The sequence below is a fragment of the Nocardiopsis tropica genome, from assembly GCF_042660575.1.
GTDB lineage: Bacteria > Actinomycetota > Actinomycetes > Streptosporangiales > Streptosporangiaceae > Nocardiopsis > Nocardiopsis tropica.
On record NZ_JBHSUF010000004.1, the window covers coordinates 295,157 to 315,267 of the forward strand.

The 20,111-nt window shown below is 69.9% G+C and carries 18 protein-coding genes and 3 pseudogenes; 16 read left to right on the top strand and 5 right to left on the bottom strand.

Annotated features, from left to right (window positions below; all coding sequences use genetic code 11):
- The first annotated feature begins 178 nt into the window (after nt 1-178).
- On the top strand, nt 179-1,630 hold the full coding sequence (gene argG / locus ACFQBR_RS08775; protein ID WP_344177337.1) for an argininosuccinate synthase: 1,452 nt from the start codon (nt 179-181) through the stop codon (nt 1,628-1,630).
- A gap of 139 nt (nt 1,631-1,769) precedes the next feature.
- Here argG and ACFQBR_RS08780 read toward each other — a convergent pair whose 3' ends face one another.
- Nucleotides 1,770-3,074 carry an FAD-binding protein gene (locus tag ACFQBR_RS08780; RefSeq protein ID WP_378552743.1) on the bottom strand — a complete coding sequence of 435 codons (1,305 nt, stop codon included), beginning with the start codon at nt 3,072-3,074 and terminating at the stop codon, nt 1,770-1,772.
- Nucleotides 3,075-3,292: 218 nt separating this feature from the next.
- On the opposite strand from ACFQBR_RS08780, the gene ACFQBR_RS08785 reads away from it, so the two are divergent.
- Nucleotides 3,293-3,469 (top strand): hypothetical protein, encoded by a 177-nt coding sequence (locus ACFQBR_RS08785; RefSeq protein WP_352982759.1) that lies wholly within the window; start codon nt 3,293-3,295, stop codon nt 3,467-3,469.
- Nucleotides 3,466-4,680: a methyltransferase domain-containing protein gene (locus ACFQBR_RS08790; protein WP_344177345.1), complete on the top strand. Its 1,215-nt coding sequence runs from the start codon at nt 3,466-3,468 to the stop codon at nt 4,678-4,680. Before ACFQBR_RS08785 ends, ACFQBR_RS08790 begins: the two co-directional genes overlap by 4 nt.
- Nucleotides 4,681-4,913: 233 nt before the next feature.
- Here ACFQBR_RS08790 and ACFQBR_RS08795 read toward each other — a convergent pair whose 3' ends face one another.
- Nucleotides 4,914-5,102 carry a DUF397 domain-containing protein gene (locus ACFQBR_RS08795; protein ID WP_344177347.1) on the bottom strand — a complete coding sequence of 63 codons (189 nt, stop codon included), beginning with the start codon at nt 5,100-5,102 and terminating at the stop codon, nt 4,914-4,916.
- The gene (locus ACFQBR_RS08800) at nt 5,089-5,904 is read right to left on the bottom strand and encodes a helix-turn-helix domain-containing protein (protein ID WP_344177350.1); all 816 of its coding nucleotides are present in this window, start codon (nt 5,902-5,904) and stop codon (nt 5,089-5,091) included. The genes ACFQBR_RS08795 and ACFQBR_RS08800 overlap by 14 nt, the downstream gene beginning before the upstream one ends.
- A gap of 317 nt (nt 5,905-6,221) precedes the next feature.
- Here ACFQBR_RS08800 and ACFQBR_RS08805 point away from each other — a divergent pair, with 317 nt between their 5' ends.
- The 4 genes and pseudogenes from ACFQBR_RS08805 to ACFQBR_RS08820 all read left to right on the top strand — a co-directional run bounded on the left by ACFQBR_RS08805 (nt 6,222) and on the right by ACFQBR_RS08820 (nt 7,896).
- Nucleotides 6,222-6,710, top strand: coding sequence for an ATP-binding protein (locus ACFQBR_RS08805; RefSeq protein WP_344177352.1), 489 nt, complete (start codon nt 6,222-6,224; stop codon nt 6,708-6,710).
- On the top strand, nt 6,707-6,934 hold the full coding sequence (locus ACFQBR_RS08810; RefSeq protein ID WP_344177354.1) for a hypothetical protein: 228 nt from the start codon (nt 6,707-6,709) through the stop codon (nt 6,932-6,934). Before ACFQBR_RS08805 ends, ACFQBR_RS08810 begins: the two co-directional genes overlap by 4 nt.
- 241 nt (nt 6,935-7,175) lie before the next feature.
- Nucleotides 7,176-7,340 (top strand): annotated as a pseudogene (locus tag ACFQBR_RS08815) (BldC family transcriptional regulator); the annotation flags it as partial.
- A 274-nt stretch (nt 7,341-7,614) separates the two neighbouring features.
- Nucleotides 7,615-7,896 carry a hypothetical protein gene (locus ACFQBR_RS08820; protein ID WP_344177356.1) on the top strand — a complete coding sequence of 94 codons (282 nt, stop codon included), beginning with the start codon at nt 7,615-7,617 and terminating at the stop codon, nt 7,894-7,896.
- 355 nt (nt 7,897-8,251) lie between these two features.
- On the opposite strand, the gene ACFQBR_RS08825 is transcribed toward ACFQBR_RS08820, so the two are convergent.
- Nucleotides 8,252-8,638 (bottom strand): VOC family protein, encoded by a 387-nt coding sequence (locus tag ACFQBR_RS08825; protein WP_344177358.1) that lies wholly within the window; start codon nt 8,636-8,638, stop codon nt 8,252-8,254.
- A 63-nt stretch (nt 8,639-8,701) separates the two neighbouring features.
- Here ACFQBR_RS08825 and ACFQBR_RS08830 point away from each other — a divergent pair, with 63 nt between their 5' ends.
- The 7 genes and pseudogenes from ACFQBR_RS08830 to ACFQBR_RS08860 form a co-directional block, all read left to right on the top strand.
- Nucleotides 8,702-9,667 (top strand): helix-turn-helix transcriptional regulator, encoded by a 966-nt coding sequence (locus ACFQBR_RS08830; RefSeq protein ID WP_344177360.1) that lies wholly within the window; start codon nt 8,702-8,704, stop codon nt 9,665-9,667.
- Nucleotides 9,668-10,337: 670 nt separating this feature from the next.
- On the top strand, nt 10,338-11,165 hold the full coding sequence (locus ACFQBR_RS08835) for an alpha/beta hydrolase family protein (RefSeq protein WP_344177363.1): 828 nt from the start codon (nt 10,338-10,340) through the stop codon (nt 11,163-11,165).
- Nucleotides 11,166-12,049: 884 nt separating this feature from the next.
- Nucleotides 12,050-12,304 carry a hypothetical protein gene (locus tag ACFQBR_RS08840; protein WP_344177365.1) on the top strand — a complete coding sequence of 85 codons (255 nt, stop codon included), beginning with the start codon at nt 12,050-12,052 and terminating at the stop codon, nt 12,302-12,304.
- 522 nt (nt 12,305-12,826) lie between these two features.
- On the top strand, nt 12,827-13,732 hold the full coding sequence (locus tag ACFQBR_RS08845; RefSeq protein ID WP_344177367.1) for an NADP-dependent oxidoreductase: 906 nt from the start codon (nt 12,827-12,829) through the stop codon (nt 13,730-13,732).
- A 51-nt stretch (nt 13,733-13,783) separates the two neighbouring features.
- On the top strand, nt 13,784-14,506 hold the full coding sequence (locus tag ACFQBR_RS08850; protein ID WP_344177369.1) for an alpha/beta fold hydrolase: 723 nt from the start codon (nt 13,784-13,786) through the stop codon (nt 14,504-14,506).
- Nucleotides 14,507-14,674: 168 nt separating this feature from the next.
- A complete protein-coding gene (locus tag ACFQBR_RS08855) occupies nt 14,675-15,817 on the top strand; it encodes a Gfo/Idh/MocA family protein (RefSeq protein ID WP_344177372.1) in 1,143 nt (380 codons plus the stop codon).
- A gap of 175 nt (nt 15,818-15,992) precedes the next feature.
- Nucleotides 15,993-16,298 (top strand): annotated as a pseudogene (locus ACFQBR_RS08860) (DUF4158 domain-containing protein); the annotation flags it as partial.
- A 5-nt stretch (nt 16,299-16,303) separates the two neighbouring features.
- Here the strand turns inward: ACFQBR_RS08860 and ACFQBR_RS33670 are convergent.
- Nucleotides 16,304-16,441: pseudogene (locus ACFQBR_RS33670) on the bottom strand (Tn3 family transposase); the annotation flags it as partial.
- A gap of 607 nt (nt 16,442-17,048) precedes the next feature.
- Here ACFQBR_RS33670 and ACFQBR_RS08870 point away from each other — a divergent pair.
- Both ACFQBR_RS08870 and ACFQBR_RS08875 read left to right on the top strand, forming a co-directional pair.
- Nucleotides 17,049-18,821 carry a hypothetical protein gene (locus ACFQBR_RS08870; RefSeq protein WP_344177376.1) on the top strand — a complete coding sequence of 591 codons (1,773 nt, stop codon included), beginning with the start codon at nt 17,049-17,051 and terminating at the stop codon, nt 18,819-18,821.
- A 200-nt stretch (nt 18,822-19,021) separates the two neighbouring features.
- Nucleotides 19,022-19,951 (top strand): universal stress protein, encoded by a 930-nt coding sequence (locus ACFQBR_RS08875; protein WP_344177378.1) that lies wholly within the window; start codon nt 19,022-19,024, stop codon nt 19,949-19,951.
- Nucleotides 19,952-20,111 lie beyond the last annotated feature (160 nt).

Here is a 20,111-nt window from a genome sequence, read left to right on the forward strand (position 1 = left end):
CCCTCGCTGGGGCGGGCGCGGGCGTGCGGGACAGGTCGTGCGGCCGGGGCGCGGCGCACGGTCGGAACCGGGCGGGCGGGCGCCGGGGCGCGGTTCCCGGGGATGAGAACGGCCACATCCGCGGTGCCGACACCGCCCCAGATTGCATGTTCATTCATTTTTCTGCATACTTATTTTCATGTCCAAGGTACTCACTTCCCTTCCTGTCGGCGAACGCGTCGGAATCGCCTTCTCGGGGGGCCTCGACACGTCCGTGGCCGTCGCGTGGATGCGTGAAAAGGGCGCGGTTCCCTGCACGTACACCGCCGACATCGGCCAGTACGACGAGCCCGACATCGCCTCGGTGCCCGGCCGCGCCAACGCCTACGGCGCGGAGGTCGCCCGACTGGTCGACGGCCGCGCCGCCCTGGTCGAGGAAGGGCTCGCCGCCCTGGCCTGCGGCGCGTTCCACATCAGGTCCGGCGGGCGCCCCTACTTCAACACCACCCCGCTCGGCCGCGCCGTCACCGGCACCCTCCTGGTCCGCGCCATGCTCGACGACGGCGTGCAGATCTGGGGCGACGGCTCCACCTACAAGGGCAACGACATCGAGCGGTTCTACCGCTACGGCCTGCTCGCCAACCCCTCCCTGCGCATCTACAAGCCGTGGCTCGACGCCGACTTCGTCAACGAGCTCGGCGGGCGCAAGGAGATGTCCGAGTGGCTGGCCGAGCGCGACCTGCCCTACCGGGACAGCACGGAGAAGGCGTACTCCACCGACGCCAACATCTGGGGCGCCACCCACGAGGCCAAGTCCCTCGAACACCTCGACACCGGCATCGAGATCGTCGACCCCATCATGGGCGTGCGGTTCTGGGACCCCGAGGTGGAGATCGCCCCCGAGGACGTCACGATCGGCTTCGAGCAGGGCCGGCCGGTGACCATCAACGGCCGCAGGTTCGACACCGCCGTGGACCTGGTGCTGGAGGCCAACGCCGTCGGCGGCCGGCACGGCCTGGGCATGTCCGACCAGATCGAGAACCGGGTCATCGAGGCCAAGAGCCGGGGCATCTACGAGGCCCCGGGCATGGCCCTGCTGCACGCCGCCTACGAGCGCCTGGTCAACGCCATCCACAACGAGGACACCCTCGCCAGCTACCACAACGACGGCCGCCGCCTGGGCCGGCTGATGTACGAGGGCCGCTGGCTGGAGCCGCAGGCGCTGATGGTGCGCGAGTCGCTCCAGCGCTGGGTGGGCACCGCCGTCACCGGCGAGGTGACCCTGCGGCTGCGCCGCGGCGAGGACTACTCGATCCTGGACACCACCGGGCCGTCGTTCAGCTACCACCCGGACAAGCTGTCCATGGAGCGCACGGAGGACTCCGCGTTCGGTCCCGGCGACCGCATCGGCCAGCTCACCATGCGCAACCTCGACATCGCCGACTCGCGGGCCAAGCTGGAGGACTACGCCAGGATCGGCATGGTCGGCAGCGGCGACGCCCACCCGACCTCGATCGGCGCCGCCCAGGCCGCGGCGACTGGTCTGATCGGCGCGATGCCCGAGGGCGGCGCCGAGGCGATCGCCTCCCGCGGCCAGGCCGCCGACGAGGAGTGGCTCGACCACGCCGCCCTGGAGTCCGGCACGGACTGAGGCCCGCTCCCGCCGTCCGCACCGCCTTCGGGGGCCGGCGCGGACGGCGGCGGGTCCGGAGGACCGGCTCTCCCGGCCCTCCCGCGACGACGGGCGGCCCTGCGGCACCGGAATATCGGTGCCGCGGGGCCGCCCGCGCTCATCCCCGGGGGAACAGCGCGTCGGTGAAGGCGTTGCGGAACGTGCCGCCGGGGTCCATGCTCCGCGCCAGGCGGGCGAAGTCGTCCGCGCGCCCGTACCCCGCGACGACCTCCCCGGCCGACAGCGTGGTGAGCTTCCCCCAGTGCGGCCGTGCGCCCAGGGGCGCCAGGAGTGCCTCCACCTCGGCCAGGACGGCCACCACCGCCTCCGCGTCGCTGACCCAGGTGAAGTGGAACGTCACGGAGTCGCGGCCGTACGCGGGGCTCAGCCACAGGTCGTCCCCGCGCACCGTGCGCACCTCCGACACGTGCAGGAGCGGGGCCACCTTGTGCCCGATGCCGCGCAGGGCGGCGAAGGCCCGCGCCGCCTGCTCCCTCGGCAGGTACAGCTCCGACTGGAGCTCGTCGCCCGCACTCGGCGTCACGTCGGGCCGGAAGTGCGGAAGCCGCTCGTGCCAGGGCCCGGAGACCCCCAGCTGCACGGTGCAGGACTCCGCCGGCATGCCCGGCACGGGGTGCACCGGTCCATCCGCCGGCCGTCCGCCCTCCCACGGGCGCTCGGGCAGGTCGGTCCGGTGCTTGAGCCACACGTCGGCGGTGTCCCGGTCCCAGTCGGTGAACGCGCTCACGCTGTACGCGGCGCCGAACACCGCGTCGAACCGCTCGGCCACCGCGTCCAGGGGCACGTCGAGGTGGACGCGCTGGGCGACCTCGAAGGCGGGCTCGACGTCCAGGGTGAGCCGGGTGACGACGCCGAGCGCGCCGAGGGCGACCACCGCGCCGGGGAACGTGTCGGGATCGGTGTCGCGGGCCAGCTCCACGAGGTCGCCCTCCGGTCCGACCATCTGCACGGCCCGCACGGAGGCGGCGAGGCAGCGCTGCCCGTCCCCGGAGCCGTGGGTACCGGTGGCGCACGACCCGGCGACGGAGATGTGCGGCAGGGAGGCCATGTTCGCGAGGGCGAACCCGTCCCGGTGCAGGGCGGCGGAGAGGTCGGCGTAGCTCGTGCCGGCGGCCACCTCGACGGTCCCCGCCCCGGGGTCGAGGACGATGTCCTGCGGCATCCCGTCGAGGCGGACCAGCTCGTGGTCGGAGTCGGCCACCCTGCTGAAGGAGTGGCCGCTGCCGAGGGCGCGGATCCTGGGGCTGTCGCGGACGAGGCGGCGCAGTTCGTCCAGGGTCGAGGGCCGGTGCACCGCCGTGTGGGCGAAGGCGACGTTCCCGGCCCAGTTCCTGAGAGGCGGGGGTGGGGTCGGGGGGCGACTCGGGGGTGGGGGTGAACTCGGGGGTGGGGTGGTGGGCATGGGGCCTCCTTGACCGCTGGGGGGACGCCCGTGCATCTTCCCCCGTGGCCCGGGGCGCTGCAGCGGCCGGGGTCCGTGAGTCCGGGATTCGCGTGGATGCGGGACCCGCCGGGGCGACCGTGTGTCCCGCTCCCCCATGTCGCGCGTTGGGACGGTGGATTGCGCGGGGTGGCCACTTCCAGCCGAAACCACTCACAGTGACCGGACGGTGGGTTACTGTGCCCGTGGTGACAGCCCTCGATCCTTTGGAGGACCACGTGGGAGATCACGGCAAACCCGACAGCACCAACACCGGCAAAGGCGGCTCTGCCAGCGGCGACGGCCAAGACCCCAAGAAGCACGGAAGCGAACCCCTCCCCACCCAGTCCGGCGACGGCAAGGACCCCAACCGGTGACCACACCCGGCGCCCGTCTGGCCCGCGCCCTCACCATCGCGGGCCACATCATCGACCCCCAGTGGCACCGGGCGATCCTCGCGGTGGACCGGGCCGGGTTCATCCCCGACACCGTGTGGGTCACCTCCACCGACCACCCCGGCTACTACATGCCGGTCAGCCGCGAGGACCCCGACCACGCCCGTTGGGCGCATGAGGACTACGCGCTCGCGACCCAGGTGGACGACGGCAACCCGGCCGGGGGTCCGAACGGCGAACCCGGGTGGGGCAGGTTGCGGACCTCCAGCCTCAGCCAACCGTCGCTGGTCGTGGACATGCTCCAACAGCTCGACGCCGCCGAGGGGCACCGGGTGCTGGAGATCGGCACGGGGAGCGGGTACAACACGGCGCTGCTCTGTCACGCACTCGGGGAGAAGGCGGTGGTCTCCGCCGAGATCGACACAGAGCTCGCCCGGGTCGCCGTCGACAACCTCGACCGTGCTGGTTACCGGCCGACCGTGCTGGACGAGGACGGCGCCGAGCACCTGGAAACCGGTCTCGGCACGGACCGCTTCCACCGGGTGATCTCCACCGTGGCGGCCCGCGGGTCCATCCCCCACGCCTGGGTGGGGCAGACGTGGCCGGGCGGGGTGATCGTGACCCCCTGGGAGGTGGGGACCCGCCCCGGGGTGCTGGTGCGACTGGAGGTCGGGGAGGACGACACCGCGCACGGGCGGATCGTCGGTGAGGCCCCGTTCATGGTGTTGCGCTCCCAGCGTCCCGACAGCCGCCGCATCCGGGACCTGGTGGACGAGGAGGACCCCGGCAAGCAGGCCGGAACCACCACCGTGAACCCCCGCCTGGTCGCCTACGAGCACCCCGGATGGCAACTGGTTCTCGGACACCTGGTGCCCGACCTGCGGTACGCCGTCTACGAGGCGTCAGAGGAGCGGCCCGAGTGCGCGGGCGAGGCGTCCGTGTACGTGGCCACCCCGGACGGGTCATGGGCGCTGGGCGAGTACACACCGGCCGGCGGCCCCTACGCCACCGAACGCGCCGGGGGCCGGGACCTGTGGGCGGAGGTCGGCGCGGCGTGGGAGGAGTGGCAGCGGGCGGGTCGGCCGGGCCGGGAACAGCTGGGGGTGACCGTGGACGCGGGAGGGACCCGGTTGTGGGCGGGTTCCCCGGCCGGGGTTCTACGGCCGCTGGGCTCGGCTGCCACGGTGGGGTAGCCGTTCGGGCAGTGTGTCCGCTGTTCCCTGAGGTGAGGCCGGGGTTCGGGTGGCATACCGGCACCAACGTCCGCGAGACGCCCCCACCCGGTGGCCCGGTTGGGGGCGGGACTGCGGGTGGGGTCTTTGGTCCTGGTGGTGTGTCGCGCACCCGGGGTAGCCTGAACCCGCAGAACACGGGATCGGCCCCCGCCAATATCGCTGGCGAGGGCCGAACCCATGACAGCCTGCAACTACCTCAGACCAACGGACGCGACAAGAGTCAACGCCGTCCACTCCCTACGGTCGAAGCTGAGGTGCCCGAGGTCGCGGTTCTGAGTGTCGCGCACGTCCGCGCCCTCCGCGTCCTCGCGGGCCTCGACGCAGTTCTGCCCACCTGAGCTGTACTTGGACTTGTGCCACTCGCCCTTACGGCTGGCCATACTTCTCCCTCATCTCCTTGAGGACCTTCACGGACTCCAGCGGTGACCTCGCGGTCGCCTGTAATCTACTGAACAGCATCATGAACCGCCGCACGTCCTTCAGGTCATCCGTGTTTTGGCCACGGTAGACCGACTCCACGTGCACAAGATCGGGTGCTGCCGAGGACGTTAGCAGCGAGAACGGCCCGTCGAGACCGGCGTGTGGGTGCTGGTCCCAGCCGTGGAGCTGCACCATGATCCGCCCGGTCTCAGCCAGTTCGATGATCTTGGTGATCTGCTTGACCATTAACTGGTTCGGGCCAATCGGACGCATTACCGTAATGTCGTCGAGAACGACATGGTATTGCGGACCGCCGTCCCGCAGGACTTCTTTGCTCCAACCCATTCGCTCTTTAAGCCGTTCCTTGGCCTCGATATGACTCAGCCATGGAGCGCCCGCCGCGATGGTAGCCGCTGCGTACTCGGGATGCTGGATCGTACCAGGAACCAAGCTGTTCTGATATTCACGAATCATCTCAGCGTCAGCTTGCATCTGGCGGAACTCGCCGATCCAGTCCACGTGTTCTGGCTGGTAAACCTCCTCATAGGTGCGGACCAGCCTCCCCTTCGCCTCTAGGAACTCATCCAGGTCAGCGACCTTCGATTCGTCCAGCTTTCGGCGACCGTTCTCTATATGGGAAACATGTCCGGGTGTGCAGGTGAGGTGTCGCGCGAGCACGGCCTGCTGGATGCCTGCCCGCTTCCGCGCGCGCATGAGGGCTTGCCCAAAGCGGACATCTGAGGGGTTCCGCTCATCTTCCATGACCCCATGTAACCAAAGATGGTAGTCCCAAGTCTACGAAAAGTTGTCAGAACTTGCGACTAACTATTCGGTACTGGCCAGAACGTTTATTGCTCTTCAAAACGCTGCTGCGGGATGGGATCTTGTCGTCACCGGGGGTCGACCCCAGCGCCTTACCGAGATCTCGGCAAGGCGCTCGGGCAGCACAGGCCGCTCCTCCCCGCCTGACGGCGCGGGAGGAAGTGGACACCCCTGACACAAAAGAGCCTCGGAGGCCGCTCACAACGACCTCCAAGGCAAATGCCCCACCTGTCCCGAAAAGACACGAGGTGAAGCAAATGAAGCCTACCGGTACCACCGCACCAAAAACAGACGCAGACCCTGAGCCCGCCGGTGTCCCGTACCCGCATCGGATCGGGTTCTCCGAGCCCCACCGGCACGGCATAGTCCTCGGCCACGAGCGCGACTACACCGCCCTGGCCAAGTGGGTGCGGGCCATGACCCCCCGGAGGGCCGCGAAACCGGTCTCGCTGGTGGCCGAAGCGCTCGCCTCGAACGCCCACCAGCACACACTCAGCGGGGACCCCGGCGGAACCGTGCGGGTGGTCCTCGACGTCAACCCGTTCCTCATCACCATCGCGGTCACCGACCGCGGCCCCCGCCCGGACTCCGTCATCCCCTACCCCCGGTTGGGTGACCCCCGCCTCACGCCCCTCCCGGGCCTGCATCTGGTGGACCAGATCGCCGTTTATTGGGAGTGGGACTGGGCGATCCCCGGTGCAGGGTCGGGACCGCTGACGATCCGCGCGAAGGTGGAGAACCCGTGAGCGGGGGGACACCGGAGCTGGACCGCGAGTACCGGCAGGTGGCCGCATCGCTCACCTACCACCACCCGGGCTGGTGGGTGATGTGGTCGTACTCCCTGCGCGTGTGGGTGGCGTTCTTCCTCGGCCCCGCCACGGTGACCCCACTTCGCTACGCCGACCCCGACCGACTCTCCCGGCAGATGCGCCACGTGACCCGTACGGTCGCCTCCGGCCGCTCCCCCTGAGAACCACCTCCGGGCGGCACCGGTCCGCCCGGAGGTTCCCCGCCCGGTGCGTTCGCGCCGGGCCGCGGGGCCGCCGCCGAAAAGGGGGGCCGGCGGCCCCGCCCCACCCACTCGGGTCCGGTCGTACTTCCCCGGACCGGACCCGACCCCCACCCACCATCGATCACCCACCCGTACACGCCCGACAACCGACGACACACGCTGACGGAGAACCACCGTGCCCACCGCACCCCTGCCCGACCTGGTCGAGAACGCCGAGGCCCTGCTCACCCCCGGAGAGGTCGCCCGCCTCTTCCGCGTGGACCCCAAGACCGTCACCCGCTGGGAAAAAGACGGCCGCCTGGCCTCGGTCAAGACCCTCGGCGGACACCGCCGCTACCCCAGGTCGCAGATCACCCACGTCCTGAACGCCGGAACGGGCAGCACCGAGGTCGTCCGCGCCCTGGAGGCGGTCCACGCCCTGGCCCTGGAGGTCGGAGCGATGGGCGACGCCGGACACGTCGCGACCCTCATCGAGACACTGCGCGCCGGGAAGCCCTCGCCGCAGCCCTGAATCGCCCGGACGGGCCGTGGACAGCATGTCCCCTGGGCGACCGTGGTTCGCGCCGGACCCCTGCCCCGAGGAGTCCGGCGCACCACGAAGGCCCTCACCGAGCCCGGCCCGTAGAAGGAGGAAACCGGTGACCACCCGGTCCAGGCCCCCGCATGCGAGCGACGGGACCCCTCTCGTTCCCCGCTACACCGAGCACGCCGAACGCCTCGCGTCCCGCGTCATGCAGGAGCGGGAACGGTCCGCCGCGGACGCCGCCGCCGGTCTGGCACGCCTGGAACAGATCGCCGCCCAGCAGCAGTTCGACGCCGCTCGAGCCCGGCTGGAAGCCGCCCGCAGACGGGTCGAGGCCCAGGACACCGCCTACCTGGGGGTGGCGGTCCGCCAATGGTGCCAGCGCACGACCCCCTGAACCGGACCCGTGCAGGCCCATCCCCGCATACGCGAGGAGACAGGGGCATGCACACGTCGGTGTGCGAGTGAGTGTGGGTCCATCCCCGCGTGCGCGGGGAGCACAGCAGATCACCAGCGAACTTACCAGCGGCAAGCAGCCGATTTTCCAACTTCTCAAGAAACCGACACTGAGGACATAGCAGAGTTTGACGCCATAGAGGCATAATCAGCGTCATTCTCATCCGACCACCGTCATGCCGAACCTTCTTCGGCCTCAAAGGTGGGGCTTCCCGACTGGCCTCCTGCACACCTGATGGGCCCTATGGCTCTTTGGCCTGGTCCCTTTTCCGAATTCCATCGAGAGTGAACGGCATTCAGACCAGGGTGGAGATGCAGAACGGATGTCCGGCGGGGTCGAGCAGAACCCTCCACCGGTCGGGCTCGGGCTGACTCGGGGGTTCGATCGCGCCCAGGGCCAGGAGCCCGGCCTGGGCGGCGTCCAGATCGTCGACACCCAGCTCGATGTGCGCCCGCTTCTCCCGGTCGGGGTCCGGCCAGGTGGGCCGTTGGTAACCCGGCAGCCGGGAGAAGCCCAGACCAGGCGCCCCCTCCTGACCGAGCAGGATGAAGTCGTCGCTGGAGTAGGCCACAGGCAGGTCGAGGGCTTTGCCGTAGAAGCGGGCCAGTTCGGCGGGGTCGGGGCAGTCGAAGGTGACGGCCGTGTAGCGCATCGAGGGCAGAGGCGTGGTTTCAGTGCTCATGGGCAGCACGTTAGAACGCGACCAGGACAGGTTCGGTCCTGGTCGTGGGAGAGACTTCAGGACGTGATCAGCACATCCGCCCGTCTCCTCCATCTGCTTTCCCTGCTGTCCGCACAACCATCGTGGACCTGCCGCGAACTGGCCGAACGTATAGCGGTCAACGAGCGCACGGTGCGGCGCGACGTCGCCAGGCTCAGGGAACTCGGCTACGGAATCGAGTCCGATCCCGGACCGTGGGGCGGTTACAGTCTCGGCGGCGGTACCCGGATACCACCGCTGGTCCTCGACGACGAGGAGGCGCTGGCCGTCGCCGTCGGGCTGCGCGAGGCCGCGCTCAGCGGTGTTCTCGGTAGCGACCAGGCCGCGTTGTCAGCCCTGTTGAAGCTGCGCCAGGCCCTGCAGCCGCGGGTCGCGGGCCGACTCGGTGAGATGGACTCGGCCTTCGTGCACACGACCAGGCCCGGTCGGCCGCAGATCGCGCCGGACATGCTGCTGGAACTGGTCGCCGCCTGCCGCGGGGGTGAACGTGTCCGCCTGTCCTACCGTGACCGCGAGGGGCGGGCGACGGACCGGGACGCCGATCCCTATCGCCTGGTGCACACGGGTCGCCACTGGTACTTCGTCGCCCGCGACGTGGCTCGCGACGAGTGGCGGACATTCCGCGCCGACAGGGTCGAGCGGATACGGCCCACAGGGCACGCGGTGGAACTCGTCGATCCACCGGACCCGGCGCTGCTCGTCTCCGATTCACTGGCGGGCGGTAGGTATCCGCTCTATGCGAGAATCCGCCTCCCGCTGCCGATGGAACAGGCGCTCCGGCTGATTCCGCCGACGATTGGCACCCACCGTCCGGAGGGCCCCGAAGCCACCGTCGTCGATATCGGTGGACCCGACGCGAACGGTCTCGCCGGGTACCTGCTCGGCCTGGCCACCCCGCTGCGTGTCCTGGCGCCGGACGAGGTGCGAGAAGCCCTGGTTCGCCGCGCTCGCGAGCTGGTCGAGGACAACATGGACGGGCGGCTTCCCTGAGCTGCATGCGCCACTGCCTGCCCTGGGCCCATCCCCACGTGCGCGGGGAGCAGCCGGGGCTCAGGCGCAGGGGCCGGGGCCGGGCCGGTCGGGGTCCATCCCCGCGTGCGCGGGGAGCAGTGATCCTGGACTTCCCCGCGGACCCGCCGATCGGGTCCATCCCCGCGTGCGCGGGGAGCAGCGCGAACGACCAGCGAACTTACCAGTGGCAAGCGGCCGATTTTCCAACTTCTCGAAAAACCGACACGGATGACATAGGGGACTTTAGAGACTCTTGTTCGCAATGAAGCATATTTTTCTCCAACAAACGAACCACCCCATGGAACCTCTACGACCCCGGCTTGAAGAAGCCGGACAGACCCGCAGCACGAACAGGGGAATTCGGCAGGGCTACAGTAGCGCGCCCGTCACCGTGGCCGACCCCTCGCGTTCGAGGAGCACCAGGTCCAGGGCCGTGCTGGCGATCAGCGGCGGGGACCATCCCCGCGTGTGCGGGGGGCACTATGGCAGCGGCGCAGACGACCTGGGGCCGTCCCGTCCGGGCCTGCTTGCCCGCGCATCTCGGCCCGTGGTCGGGGACCGGAGGTATGCCCGCAGCAGAAAGGGCGTCCGCGCTCGGTAGAGCTCCCCTACGGTTGGCGACGTACCCCCGAAAGCCGTAGGAGTGTGTATGGATGCGATCACCGGTATAGCCGCAGGCGTGCCGTTCACAGCCCTCCCGCCGTCCGGGACGGGCAACGACCGTGCGCCGTTGATCGTGACCTGGCACATGCTGGACGCACCCCGAACGGACGCGGCCTTCGCAGCGGCACTGCCCATGGCCGGTGTTCCTTCCTGGCGGGTCCACCTCGGTATGCCGCTGTGTGGTCCGCGTATGGTCGAGGGCCGTCTCGACAGACACCTCGAACTCGCTCGCGAAGACATCCTGTTGGCGTACCTCGGTCCGATCGTCCACCAGGCCGTAGAGGAGTTTCCGGCCGCGCTGGCCGAGCTGCACCGTCAGCTACCGGTCGACGACCAGCCGATCGGCATCCTCGGTGCATCGCTTGGCGGCGCGGTGGCTCTGCAAGTGCTCACAGCCCCGCCGACACCGATCGGGGCGGTCGCGCTCGTCAATCCCGCTGTGCGGGTGAGCGCGGCCGTCGAACTCCTCGCGACCGGGCTCGACCAGCCTTACGTTTGGACCGCCGAATCCCGCAGAGCGGCCGACGACTTGGATTTCGTCGGCCGTGCCGGAGAGCTGAGCGGAGAGCCCCCGCTGCTGCTGGTCAGCGGCGAGCGCGACCACCCGACGTTGCGCGAAGATGCTTTCTCCCTGGTCAAGACACTTCGTGGGCAGTACGCGCATCCGGATGAGATCGAGCTGACGACTGTGCCGGACCTGGCCCACCCGCTGGCCGATGAGCCTGGGTTGGAACCGGCTCCCCAGTTGCCCACGACGGCGGCGGTCGACGGGGTTCTTACCCGGTGGTTCGTCCGGCGGTTCGCGACGCAGTGAGCAGCGGTGGGTAAGCGTTCCCAAGGCTGGTGATGCCCCCTGTCCTGAGGCGCGTTGATGCTGCGCAAACGGAAGCCTGCCCGCACGAAGCGCGGGCAGGCTTTTGAGAGGACGGCGCCAGGGCGGGCCTGGGTCCATCCCCGCGTGCGCGGGGAGCAGGTCCAGCCCGCGGCGGCCGGGAAGGTCGCCAAGGGTCCATCCCCGCGTGCGCGGGGAGCAGACGGCCAGCTCGGCAGGAACACGCCGCTGCGGGGGTCCATCCCCGCGTGCGCGGGGAGCAGAGCGAACGACCAGCAAACTTACCAGCGGTAAGCAGCCGATTTTCCAACTTCTCGAAAAACCGACACCGAGGACATAGCGCCCTTCAGGGGTTCCAAGTCGCGAGTAGGCATGTTTTCCTCCGACGAGCCGGGCCGCGCCGCGTGCAACCATCCCGGTCCCGGTGGCGCGAAAGCCCAATGTACAGCCCCGTCCTCGCCCCGGGAGCTCCCACCGGCTCCCACCGCCCCTCTCCTCCTTTGAGCCGATACGCCCTGTCGGCAGGTGTCCCTAGGGGTGTCGGTAAGGAGCGTGTCACCAAGTGCCAACTAACCCGCGGGTAACTTAGACGTTCTCCAGACAGCCGACTCCGATCCCACGGAAGATCGCCGATGACCAGGCAAACAGCCCGGGGAAGACTACCGGCCGTAGCCGGGGCCGCGGCCGCGGGTGGGGCCCGGCGGGGCGTGCCGCTAGGGCTGCGGGGGCGCTGAGGGCGGGGGAACGGGGCTCGGCGTCCTGGCCCTGCGGACCGGCGCCGGGGCGGGCGCGGGGGGCGCGCTCTCCTGGCGCTCGCGGCCCGCCCTGGACCGCTCGGACAGCTCGCGGGCCTGGCCGGAGGTCTGGTGGATCCTCTCGCGTGTCTGCTGGGCTGCGGCGCGGGACCCACCGCCGCCGACATCTGGACGGGCGCTTCCATCGACGTCGGCGAGGTCTACGCCAGCCTGGCCCGCGACATCACGAACGGCACCCACCACACCCCGGGTTTCCAGCACGCCGCCCACAACAGCCGTCTCATCGCCCGAGTCGGACAAGCCGCCCGGACCGGCGTCCGGCAGTTAGGCCACCGCACCTCGCGGCACCGTGCATTACTGCCGTGACGGATACGGCGACCGATTTGCGGGCACGGGCGGCCGCCATAGGTTAGGGCCCGCTGAAGGGTTCCTGAGGCCCACCCCCCTATCAGGGAGTCGTTGATGATTTCAGTCCCTCGTCACCATGGCCCTCGCGGCGCTTCGCGGCAGGCTCACGGCGTATGACCACCTCCGCGCGCGCCGCTGTTCTCGAAGCGCAGGACGGGCCCTTCGAATTCCGCGACATCGTGACCGGCACCGGCTGGAACAGAATCTTCGTCGGTACCGGGAACTGAATCAGCTCCATCGCGAACTACACCACCCGCCACGTCCTCGAGAAGGAGACGAGCGATGGCCGGCTCTGGTGGGAAAGGCTGGCAGGAGCCACCACCCAGACCAAGTACCACGCGTACACCGTACTGAAATCGATCCGCCTCGAACGGCCCCGGCCCGACTACCGCCTGCGGGGCGAGAAACCTCCGGTCTTCCTGACCTGACACCGTTCTGAACGGTGCGAGCAAATAGCCCTCGTATATGAGAAGGATCATCATGAAAGCCGCCGTCATCACCTCGTTCGGCGAACCCTCCGTGTTGCGGATTGCGGAGGCTCCGCGACCGGTGCCGGGTCCGGGCCAAGTACTGGTGCGGGTTCACGCCGCCGGGGTGAACCCGGCGGAGATCCAGGCACGCGCCGGAGCGTTCCGCCTGCGTGCTCCCGCCATCATCGGATTCGAGTTCGCCGGCGTCGTCGAGGCGGTCGGCCCGGGCGTCGACGAGGGCGTGGTCGGCGACCGCGTCGCCGGGTGGCCGGACTCCGCCACCCAGGGCTCCTACGCCGAGTACACGGTCAGCAGCAACTTCGCGACGATCCCCGACGGCGTTTCCTTCGAGGAGGCCGCGGCTACTGTCATCGGCGCCGACAACGCGGCGAGGGCTCTCGGGCTTTTGAACATTCGCCCGGGTCATACGCTCGTGGTCACCGGCGCGAGCGGTGCTCTGGGCGGCGCCGCCGTGCAGTTCGCGCGACAGCGCGGTGTGACGGTGATCGGCGTCGCCGGGACTGCCAACGCCGACTTCGTCAGGAGTCTCGGAGCGACCCCTGTCGCCCACGGCCCGGGCCTGGTCGATCGCATCCGTGCCGCCGCTCCGGGCGGGGTCGACGCCGCGCTCGACACCGCCGGCAAGGGGCTCCTTCCCACCCTCGTCGATCTTCTCGGCGGCCCCGACCGGATCGTGACGCTCGCCGACCGCGATGCCGCACAATACGGCGTCGCGTTCAGCCCCGGGGGCAGCGGGAACCGCGACCGCGGCCCTGTCCAGGAAGCCCTGAATCTGATCGCCGCCGGCGCATGGACCGCACGCATCGGCCGGAGCTTCCCACTCGACGAGGCCGCGGACGCTCATCGCCTCGTCGCCACGGGCCACACCCACGGCAAGGTCATCCTCCTTCCCTGACCCGGCCGACCGGCCATTCAACCACGACAACAAACAAGTGGAGAATCCGAAATGCCTGCAGTCCTCGTCCATGGCGTACCTGACACCCACCGGCTTTGGGACACCGTCCGTTCCCATCTTCAACGCGAAGATATTATGACGATCGATCTCCCCGGGTTTGGCGTACCCCTGCCAGAGGGATTCACGTCGACGAAAGAAGAGTATCTCGATTGGCTTGTTAAGAAGATCGAAGAAATCGGCGAACCCGTCGACCTGGTCGGTCATGATTGGGGATCTCTGCTCACGGGCCGTCTCTCGTCCATCCGACCAGATCTGGTCCGGACATGGACAGGCATCAGCGGACCAATCGATCCGGAGTATCCGTGGCACTATCTTGCCAAGATCTGGCAAACTCCAGGCGAGGGCGAGCAATGGATGGCGGACCTCGACCTCGAGGCGTTCGCAGCAAGCCTCAACGAAGCACAGATGCCGCGCGACGCGGCAAACGAATCGGTCCGGCATCTCGATGCCACTATGAGAGCAAGCATTCTCGCCCTTTACCGTTCGGCGATCGAGGTCGGGGCGGAGTGGAAGCCAGGTTTGAGCAAGGTGACCGCACCAGCGCTAGTGATCTGGGGCCTGGACGATCCGTTTCTTCCCCACCGCTTCGCCGACGAGCTCGGTAATGCCACACGCGCACGTGCCGTCTTCAAGCTGCGCAGCTCGCACTGGCCGATGATAGAGCGTCCGGCCGATGTCGCGCGCGAACTCGAGGCCCACTGGGCTCACGTGTAAAACCTGCGCCTGGGTCACTCGGGCTCGAACCCCGCGGCCGCTACGCGAACGGCAATCATTGCTCGCTCGCCATGGTGAGCCCGAGTGCCCACGCATTTGTCCGGAAACGAATCATCGTGACAAATCCCGGAGGGCTTTGCCGGGGCTGCACACGGCAGGAGCATCCTGATGAAGAATTCAGCAAATACCCGGATCGGCGTCGGCCTTATCGGGGCTAGTGCAGATCGGGGTTGGGGCGGAATTGCTCACGTCCCGGCGCTGCAGGCGCTCGACGCGTTCCAGATCCGCGCCGTCAGTACGACTCGCATGGAGAGCGCGAACGCGACCGCTCGTCGGCTGGGCGCCGATCTCGCCTTCGACACACATGAGGCTCTGGTCGTGCGACCAGAGGTCGACCTGGTGGTGGTTACGGTCAAGGTGCCGGAGCACAAGCAGATTGTTTCCGACGCGCTGGCCGCGGGCAAGATGGTTTATTGCGAATGGCCGCTCGCAAGAAACCTGTCGGAGGCCGAAGCTCTGGAGGGGTTTGCCCGCGAGCGACGGCTGCGGACGGTTGTCGGGTTGCAGGGCGGCCTGCACCCGCCGATCCTCTTCCTTCGCGACCTCATCGCGCAAGGCGTGATCGGCAAGCCGCTCAGCACGAGCATCCGAGCGCATTTGACCGACGACATGTGGGTCGGCCGATATGACCCGCCGGTCGAGTACATGGCTCACGCAAAGCATGGCGCCACGCTTCTGAGCATCATGCTCGGCCACGGGCTCGAACCGCTTGCGCGCGTGCTCGGCGCGTTCGAGAGTCTGTCCGCCGTCGTCGCCAATCAGCGCGGTGACGGCATCCGCCTCTCCGATGGCGCGTCGCTGCCGAAGGACGCGCCGGATGAGATCGTCGTCGCCGGCGTTCTCGAAGGCGGAATCGTCACTTCGCTGCACTACAGTGCCGGGCAGTCTGCCGGCTCGGCGATGGTATGGGAGATCCAGGGCACCGAGGGCAGTGTGCGTGTGGAGTCGGCGTCGGGCTACATCCATTTCACCGATTTCACCATCACGCTGCGCCGCGGCAGCGAGCCTGTCCAAGTGCTGCAGGTCCCTCCCGCTTATGCGGCTCCCGACCTGCAACTCGACGCACCCGCAGCGGGGGTCGCCCGCCTCTACGCCCAGTTCGCCGCCGACCTCCGCGACGGAACCGCCGATGCGCCGGATTTCGCGGTCGCACTCGATCGCCACCGGGTACTCGAGGCGATCACACGGGCCGCTGAAACAGGTCATCGGCAGTATCTGTCCCGCCCCGACCGAATGAACTCCCCTCTTTGAACCCGGGAGAGGCACTGCCGCAGGACCCGAGGAGATGGCGATCCGCGAGCTGACCCTGACTTGATCACGGGGGTTGAGGAGGATTGCTACAGGATCTAGCGGTAGAGCCGTGATCTGGACGACGGTTCGGTGACGGGGCCGGCCTGTCCTGTTCGCGGCCCCTACGTTCATGGCCATGCCGCATGAATACCTCTCCGATGAGCAGATCGCCCGCTACGCCCGCTTCCCCGCCGAGCTCTCGGCGGGCGACCTGGAACAGTTCTTCCGCCTCGCCCCCCACGCCCTGGGACTGGCCACGGGCAAACGCACCCCCACCACCCGGCTGGGGTGGGCCGTGCAGTGGGGCCCGGTACGCACGCTCGGGGTGTTCCAACCCGACCACCCCACCCGGGTCCCCGAACGCGCGGTGGCCTTCGTCGCCGACCAGCTCGACGTCGCCCCGGGCCGCCTGGAGGAGTACCGCACCCGGGCCCAGACCGCCTACGAGCACGCCTGGAGGATGTGCAGGGCGAGCATGGTCAGCTCCTGCTCCTCACGCCGGTTGGAGGACAGCTCGCCGGTCTTGCCGTAGAGGATCTCGCCGTGGATGCCGTGGGAGTTCTCCACCACGTTCAGCGTCGAACCACAGGACCCGCCCGGCGAACCCCGGGTCCATCCCCGCGTGCGCGGGGAGCAGGCACCCGGCGCCGCTGTTCCTTCGGGGACTCGCCCAGGGGTCCATCCCCGCGTGCGCGGGGAGCAGCCACCTCCCGCCGGGCCTCGAAACCTCAACCGGGGTCCATCCCCGCGTGCACGGGGAGCAGGCCACGGCCGGGTACGGGCCCGACCTGGCCGCCCCCGCCGACGTGCAGGTGCTGGGTCCATCCCCGCGTGCGCGGGGAGCAGCGGCCTCAGCGCCCGCCGGGCCTGTGTCGGGCTGGGTCCATCCCCGCGTGCGCGGGGAGCAGAGCGAACGACCAGCAAACTTACCAGTGGCAAGCAGCCGATTTTCCAACTTCTCGAAAAACAGACACCGAGGACATATAAGCCTTTAGGGGTTCTACGTCACGAGTAAGCACGTTCTCCTCCGACCAACCGGACTGGCCGCGCCGCGTGCAACCATCCCGTCCCGGTGGCGCGAAAGCCCAATGTACAGCCCCGTCCTCGCCCCGCCGGCTCCCAACGGCTCCCACCACCCCTCTCCTCCCTTGAGCCGATACGCGCTGTCGGCAGGTGTCCCTAGGGTCGGCGCATGACCCAAGCGACGCATGAAGCGCCCCCACTCCCCGCCTCCGTTCTGGCCGACGTCGAACGCGACGATCCCGCCGCGGCGTGCGAACGGGCCCTCGCCCACCCGGGTTTCCCGCACGCGGCGAAGGGACTGTCCGACCTCCCCACCAAGGCCGTGAGACGGCTGGCACAACATTGCGTCGAGCTGTACAGGGAGGCAGCGGCGACCCCCGAACGGCGGAACGCCGTCCTCACGCTGCACACCGCGCTGCTGGGGTGCCGGCTGGACTTCCTGGAGGAGGACCACCTCGAGATCGAGGTCCTGGTCGCCGCCTCCTCCCGCGACATCGCCGACGCCTGTGAGACCGCCCTCGCCGCCGGGAACCCCCGCCGGACGGCAGAGCGCCTGCGGGGCCTCCACGAGTGGCAGCGGCACCGCCTGACGGACGCCCTGGCCGAGCTCCACGGGGCCGCACAGACGTCGGAGCGGAGGAACAGCGTCCTCTGGCTGCACACGGCCCTCTCGCACTACCAGCTGAACCTGCTGCGGTTCGAGGACCTCGAACCCGTGGTCCGCGAGGTCCTCGGGCGCGACGGTTCCGCGGAGGTCGAGGCGGTGCTCGCCTCCGACTCCTTCCTCCGGGTGATGTCCGGCCTGCGGGCCCTTCCCCCGGAGGTGAGGGAGCGGCTCGCGGGTGAGGCCCGCTCGCTCCGCGAGGGGGCACGGACCCCGGAGAGGACGGAGTTGACCCTGTGGCTGGAGGCGGCGCTCCTCTTCCCCCCGCTCCCGGGCGGGCTCACGCTCTCAGACGAGTTCGAGGCCATGTGGCGCGAGGTCCTCCCGGTCGACGCGGCGGCGGCGTGCGAGATGGTCCTGGCGGACAAGGAGTTCGGCGGGGCGAGGCTGCTCCCGACCCTGCCCGGGGACCTCCGGGACCGCCTCGCACAGGTCTGCGTCGAGCTGTACGGGGCGACAGACTCGTGGGCGCGGCGGGACAGGATCGCCAGGATGCACGCGATGCTCGCCCCGGGGCGCCCCGACGACCTCATGGCGCACACGCGCCAGGAGGCGCTGTCGGCCGCGACGGCGGCGACCTTCTGGGGTCAGGGCTGTGTCCACATGGTCTGGGTGGAACTGGTCTCCGGACGCGACGTCCCGGTCAGCTTCGGCCGGACCCTGCGGCGCTACTGGGGCGAGGGCTACGGGTCCGACGTGCCCCTGGGCGAGGTCGTGCGCCTGCTCACCGCCCACCCGGTGCTCAACGCGGGCGACGAGTGGACGGACCACGCTCTCGCCGAGCTGGCGGACCTCCCGGACGCGTGGCGCGACCTGGTCGCGCACGCCGCGACGGCGAAGGCGAGCAGGCCGAGCGCGACCTGGGAGAGGAGGGGCCGGGCGCTGCTCGCGGGGGTCGACGCGGACGAGTTCCGGGAGCGGGTGCTGGGCTGGCTGGCCCTGGTGGGGGAACCGCGTTCGCTGCCGCTGGAGAACGACGTCCGGCACGACCGCTTCAACGACATCGCCGTCCGCGGCCTCGTACGGCTCCTGTCCTTCCTCCCCGGGCACGCGCACACCGCGAGCGGGTTGGGCGCGCTGCTGGAGAAGGCCCTGGTCAGGGTCCCCGGCCAGGGGCCGGACAGGCCGGCGCTCGCCAACGCGTGCGCGACGGCGCTGGGCCGGATCGGGGACGGGACCTCCCACGCCGAACTGGTCAGGCTCGCCGCCGTGGTGGACCACCGGCCCACGCTCAAGCTGATCGGGGCCGGGCTGGACGCGCACACCGGCGCGGTGTAGGACCGGCCGCCCTCCGGGCCCTCCGGCCTCCACTCCGGACCCTCCGGCCCCGCCCCGGCCCGCCCATGAGCCGGAGGGCCCGGGACGCACGTCGTCCGGTGTGACGAATTTCCCGCCACGCCACGGGACTGTTGGGGCTGGAGATCCCGGGTACGGCAGTCTCGACGGGGAATCCGACATCCCCGGACGAAGGAGGTTTCATGGCGGACGAGCAGCTACCATCCCCCAAGGTCGCGGTGGGGGTCGACGGATCGCCGACCGGGCGGTCGGCGCTGGAGTGGGCGACGGCCGAGGCCGTGCGACGGGGTGTTCCCCTGTACGTGGTGCACGCGCTGTCCATGCCGCTGGTGGTGTCCGTCTACACCGGGCCGACGCGCTTCCCCGCATCGGAGGAGATCGCCGACCAGGGCCGGCGCATCCTGGCCGAGGCCGCCGAGCACGCGCGCTCCCTCCGGCCGGAGGTGGACGTGCAGACGGTCCTCGCCCTGGAGGAGCCCCCGCTCGCCCTGCTGCACCGCACCGGCCCGCACGACCTGGTGGTCGTGGGCACGCGCGGGCTCGGACCGGTCCGCTCCGCCCTCGCCGGCTCCGCGGGCGTGCGCCTCGCCTCCCACGCCGAGTGCCCGGTGGTCGTCGTCCCCGCCCCGGAGGGCGAGACCCCACCCCTGCGCGAACCCCAGCGGATCGTGGTGGGCGTGGACGGCTCGGAGGACTCACGGCGCGCGCTGGGCTTCGCCCTGCACGAGGCCGTGCGCGGCGGCGCGGCCTCGGTCGTGGTGGTGAACAGCTGGGAGGTCCCGATGCCGTTCGCCACCGAGTCGCTGGTCGCGGCCGGCTGGACCCCGCCGGACGACCTGCTGGACCGGCGCTCGGAGGAGCTGGTCTCGGGCGTGCTGGCCGAGGTCATGGACGAGAGCACCGAGGACGTGGACATCAGCGTCGTGCGCACCGAGCGCAACCCGGTGGACGCCCTGGTCGAGGCGGGGGCCGAGGCGGACCTGATCGTGGTCGGCTCGCGCGGCCGGGGCAGTATCCGGGGCCTGATCCTGGGATCGGTGAGCCAGGGGGTGCTGCACAGCGCCACGGTGCCGGTCGTGGTGCTGCCCAAGGGCGTGGACGCGACGGAGTGAGCGCGGCGGGCCGGGTCGGCGCCCCGTCCGGCAGCACGTGGAGCCGGGCCCGAGGGGGCGGCCCCGTCCGGGGTGCGCGGCGGCGCCCCGGGCGGGGCGGCCCCTCCCCCGGTTCCGCTCCGGTCCGCCCCCGCCCCGGCTTCCTCCGCTACCGCCCGGT

Coding starts and splice junctions, on each gene's coding strand:
- ACFQBR_RS08845 (WP_344177367.1), top strand. CDS start 12,827: ATGAAAGCCGCCGTCATCACCTCGTTCGGCGAACCCTCCGTGTTGCGG.
- ACFQBR_RS08795 (WP_344177347.1), bottom strand. CDS start 5,102: ATGGCCAGCCGTAAGGGCGAGTGGCACAAGTCCAAGTACAGCTCAGGT.
- argG (WP_344177337.1), top strand. CDS start 179: ATGTCCAAGGTACTCACTTCCCTTCCTGTCGGCGAACGCGTCGGAATC.
- ACFQBR_RS08805 (WP_344177352.1), top strand. CDS start 6,222: ATGAAGCCTACCGGTACCACCGCACCAAAAACAGACGCAGACCCTGAG.
- ACFQBR_RS08800 (WP_344177350.1), bottom strand. CDS start 5,904: ATGGAAGATGAGCGGAACCCCTCAGATGTCCGCTTTGGGCAAGCCCTC.
- ACFQBR_RS08855 (WP_344177372.1), top strand. CDS start 14,675: ATGAAGAATTCAGCAAATACCCGGATCGGCGTCGGCCTTATCGGGGCT.
- ACFQBR_RS08870 (WP_344177376.1), top strand. CDS start 17,049: ATGACCCAAGCGACGCATGAAGCGCCCCCACTCCCCGCCTCCGTTCTG.
- ACFQBR_RS08850 (WP_344177369.1), top strand. CDS start 13,784: ATGCCTGCAGTCCTCGTCCATGGCGTACCTGACACCCACCGGCTTTGG.
- ACFQBR_RS08825 (WP_344177358.1), bottom strand. CDS start 8,638: ATGAGCACTGAAACCACGCCTCTGCCCTCGATGCGCTACACGGCCGTC.
- ACFQBR_RS08875 (WP_344177378.1), top strand. CDS start 19,022: ATGGCGGACGAGCAGCTACCATCCCCCAAGGTCGCGGTGGGGGTCGAC.
- ACFQBR_RS08780 (WP_378552743.1), bottom strand. CDS start 3,074: ATGCCCACCACCCCACCCCCGAGTTCACCCCCACCCCCGAGTCGCCCC.
- ACFQBR_RS08835 (WP_344177363.1), top strand. CDS start 10,338: ATGGATGCGATCACCGGTATAGCCGCAGGCGTGCCGTTCACAGCCCTC.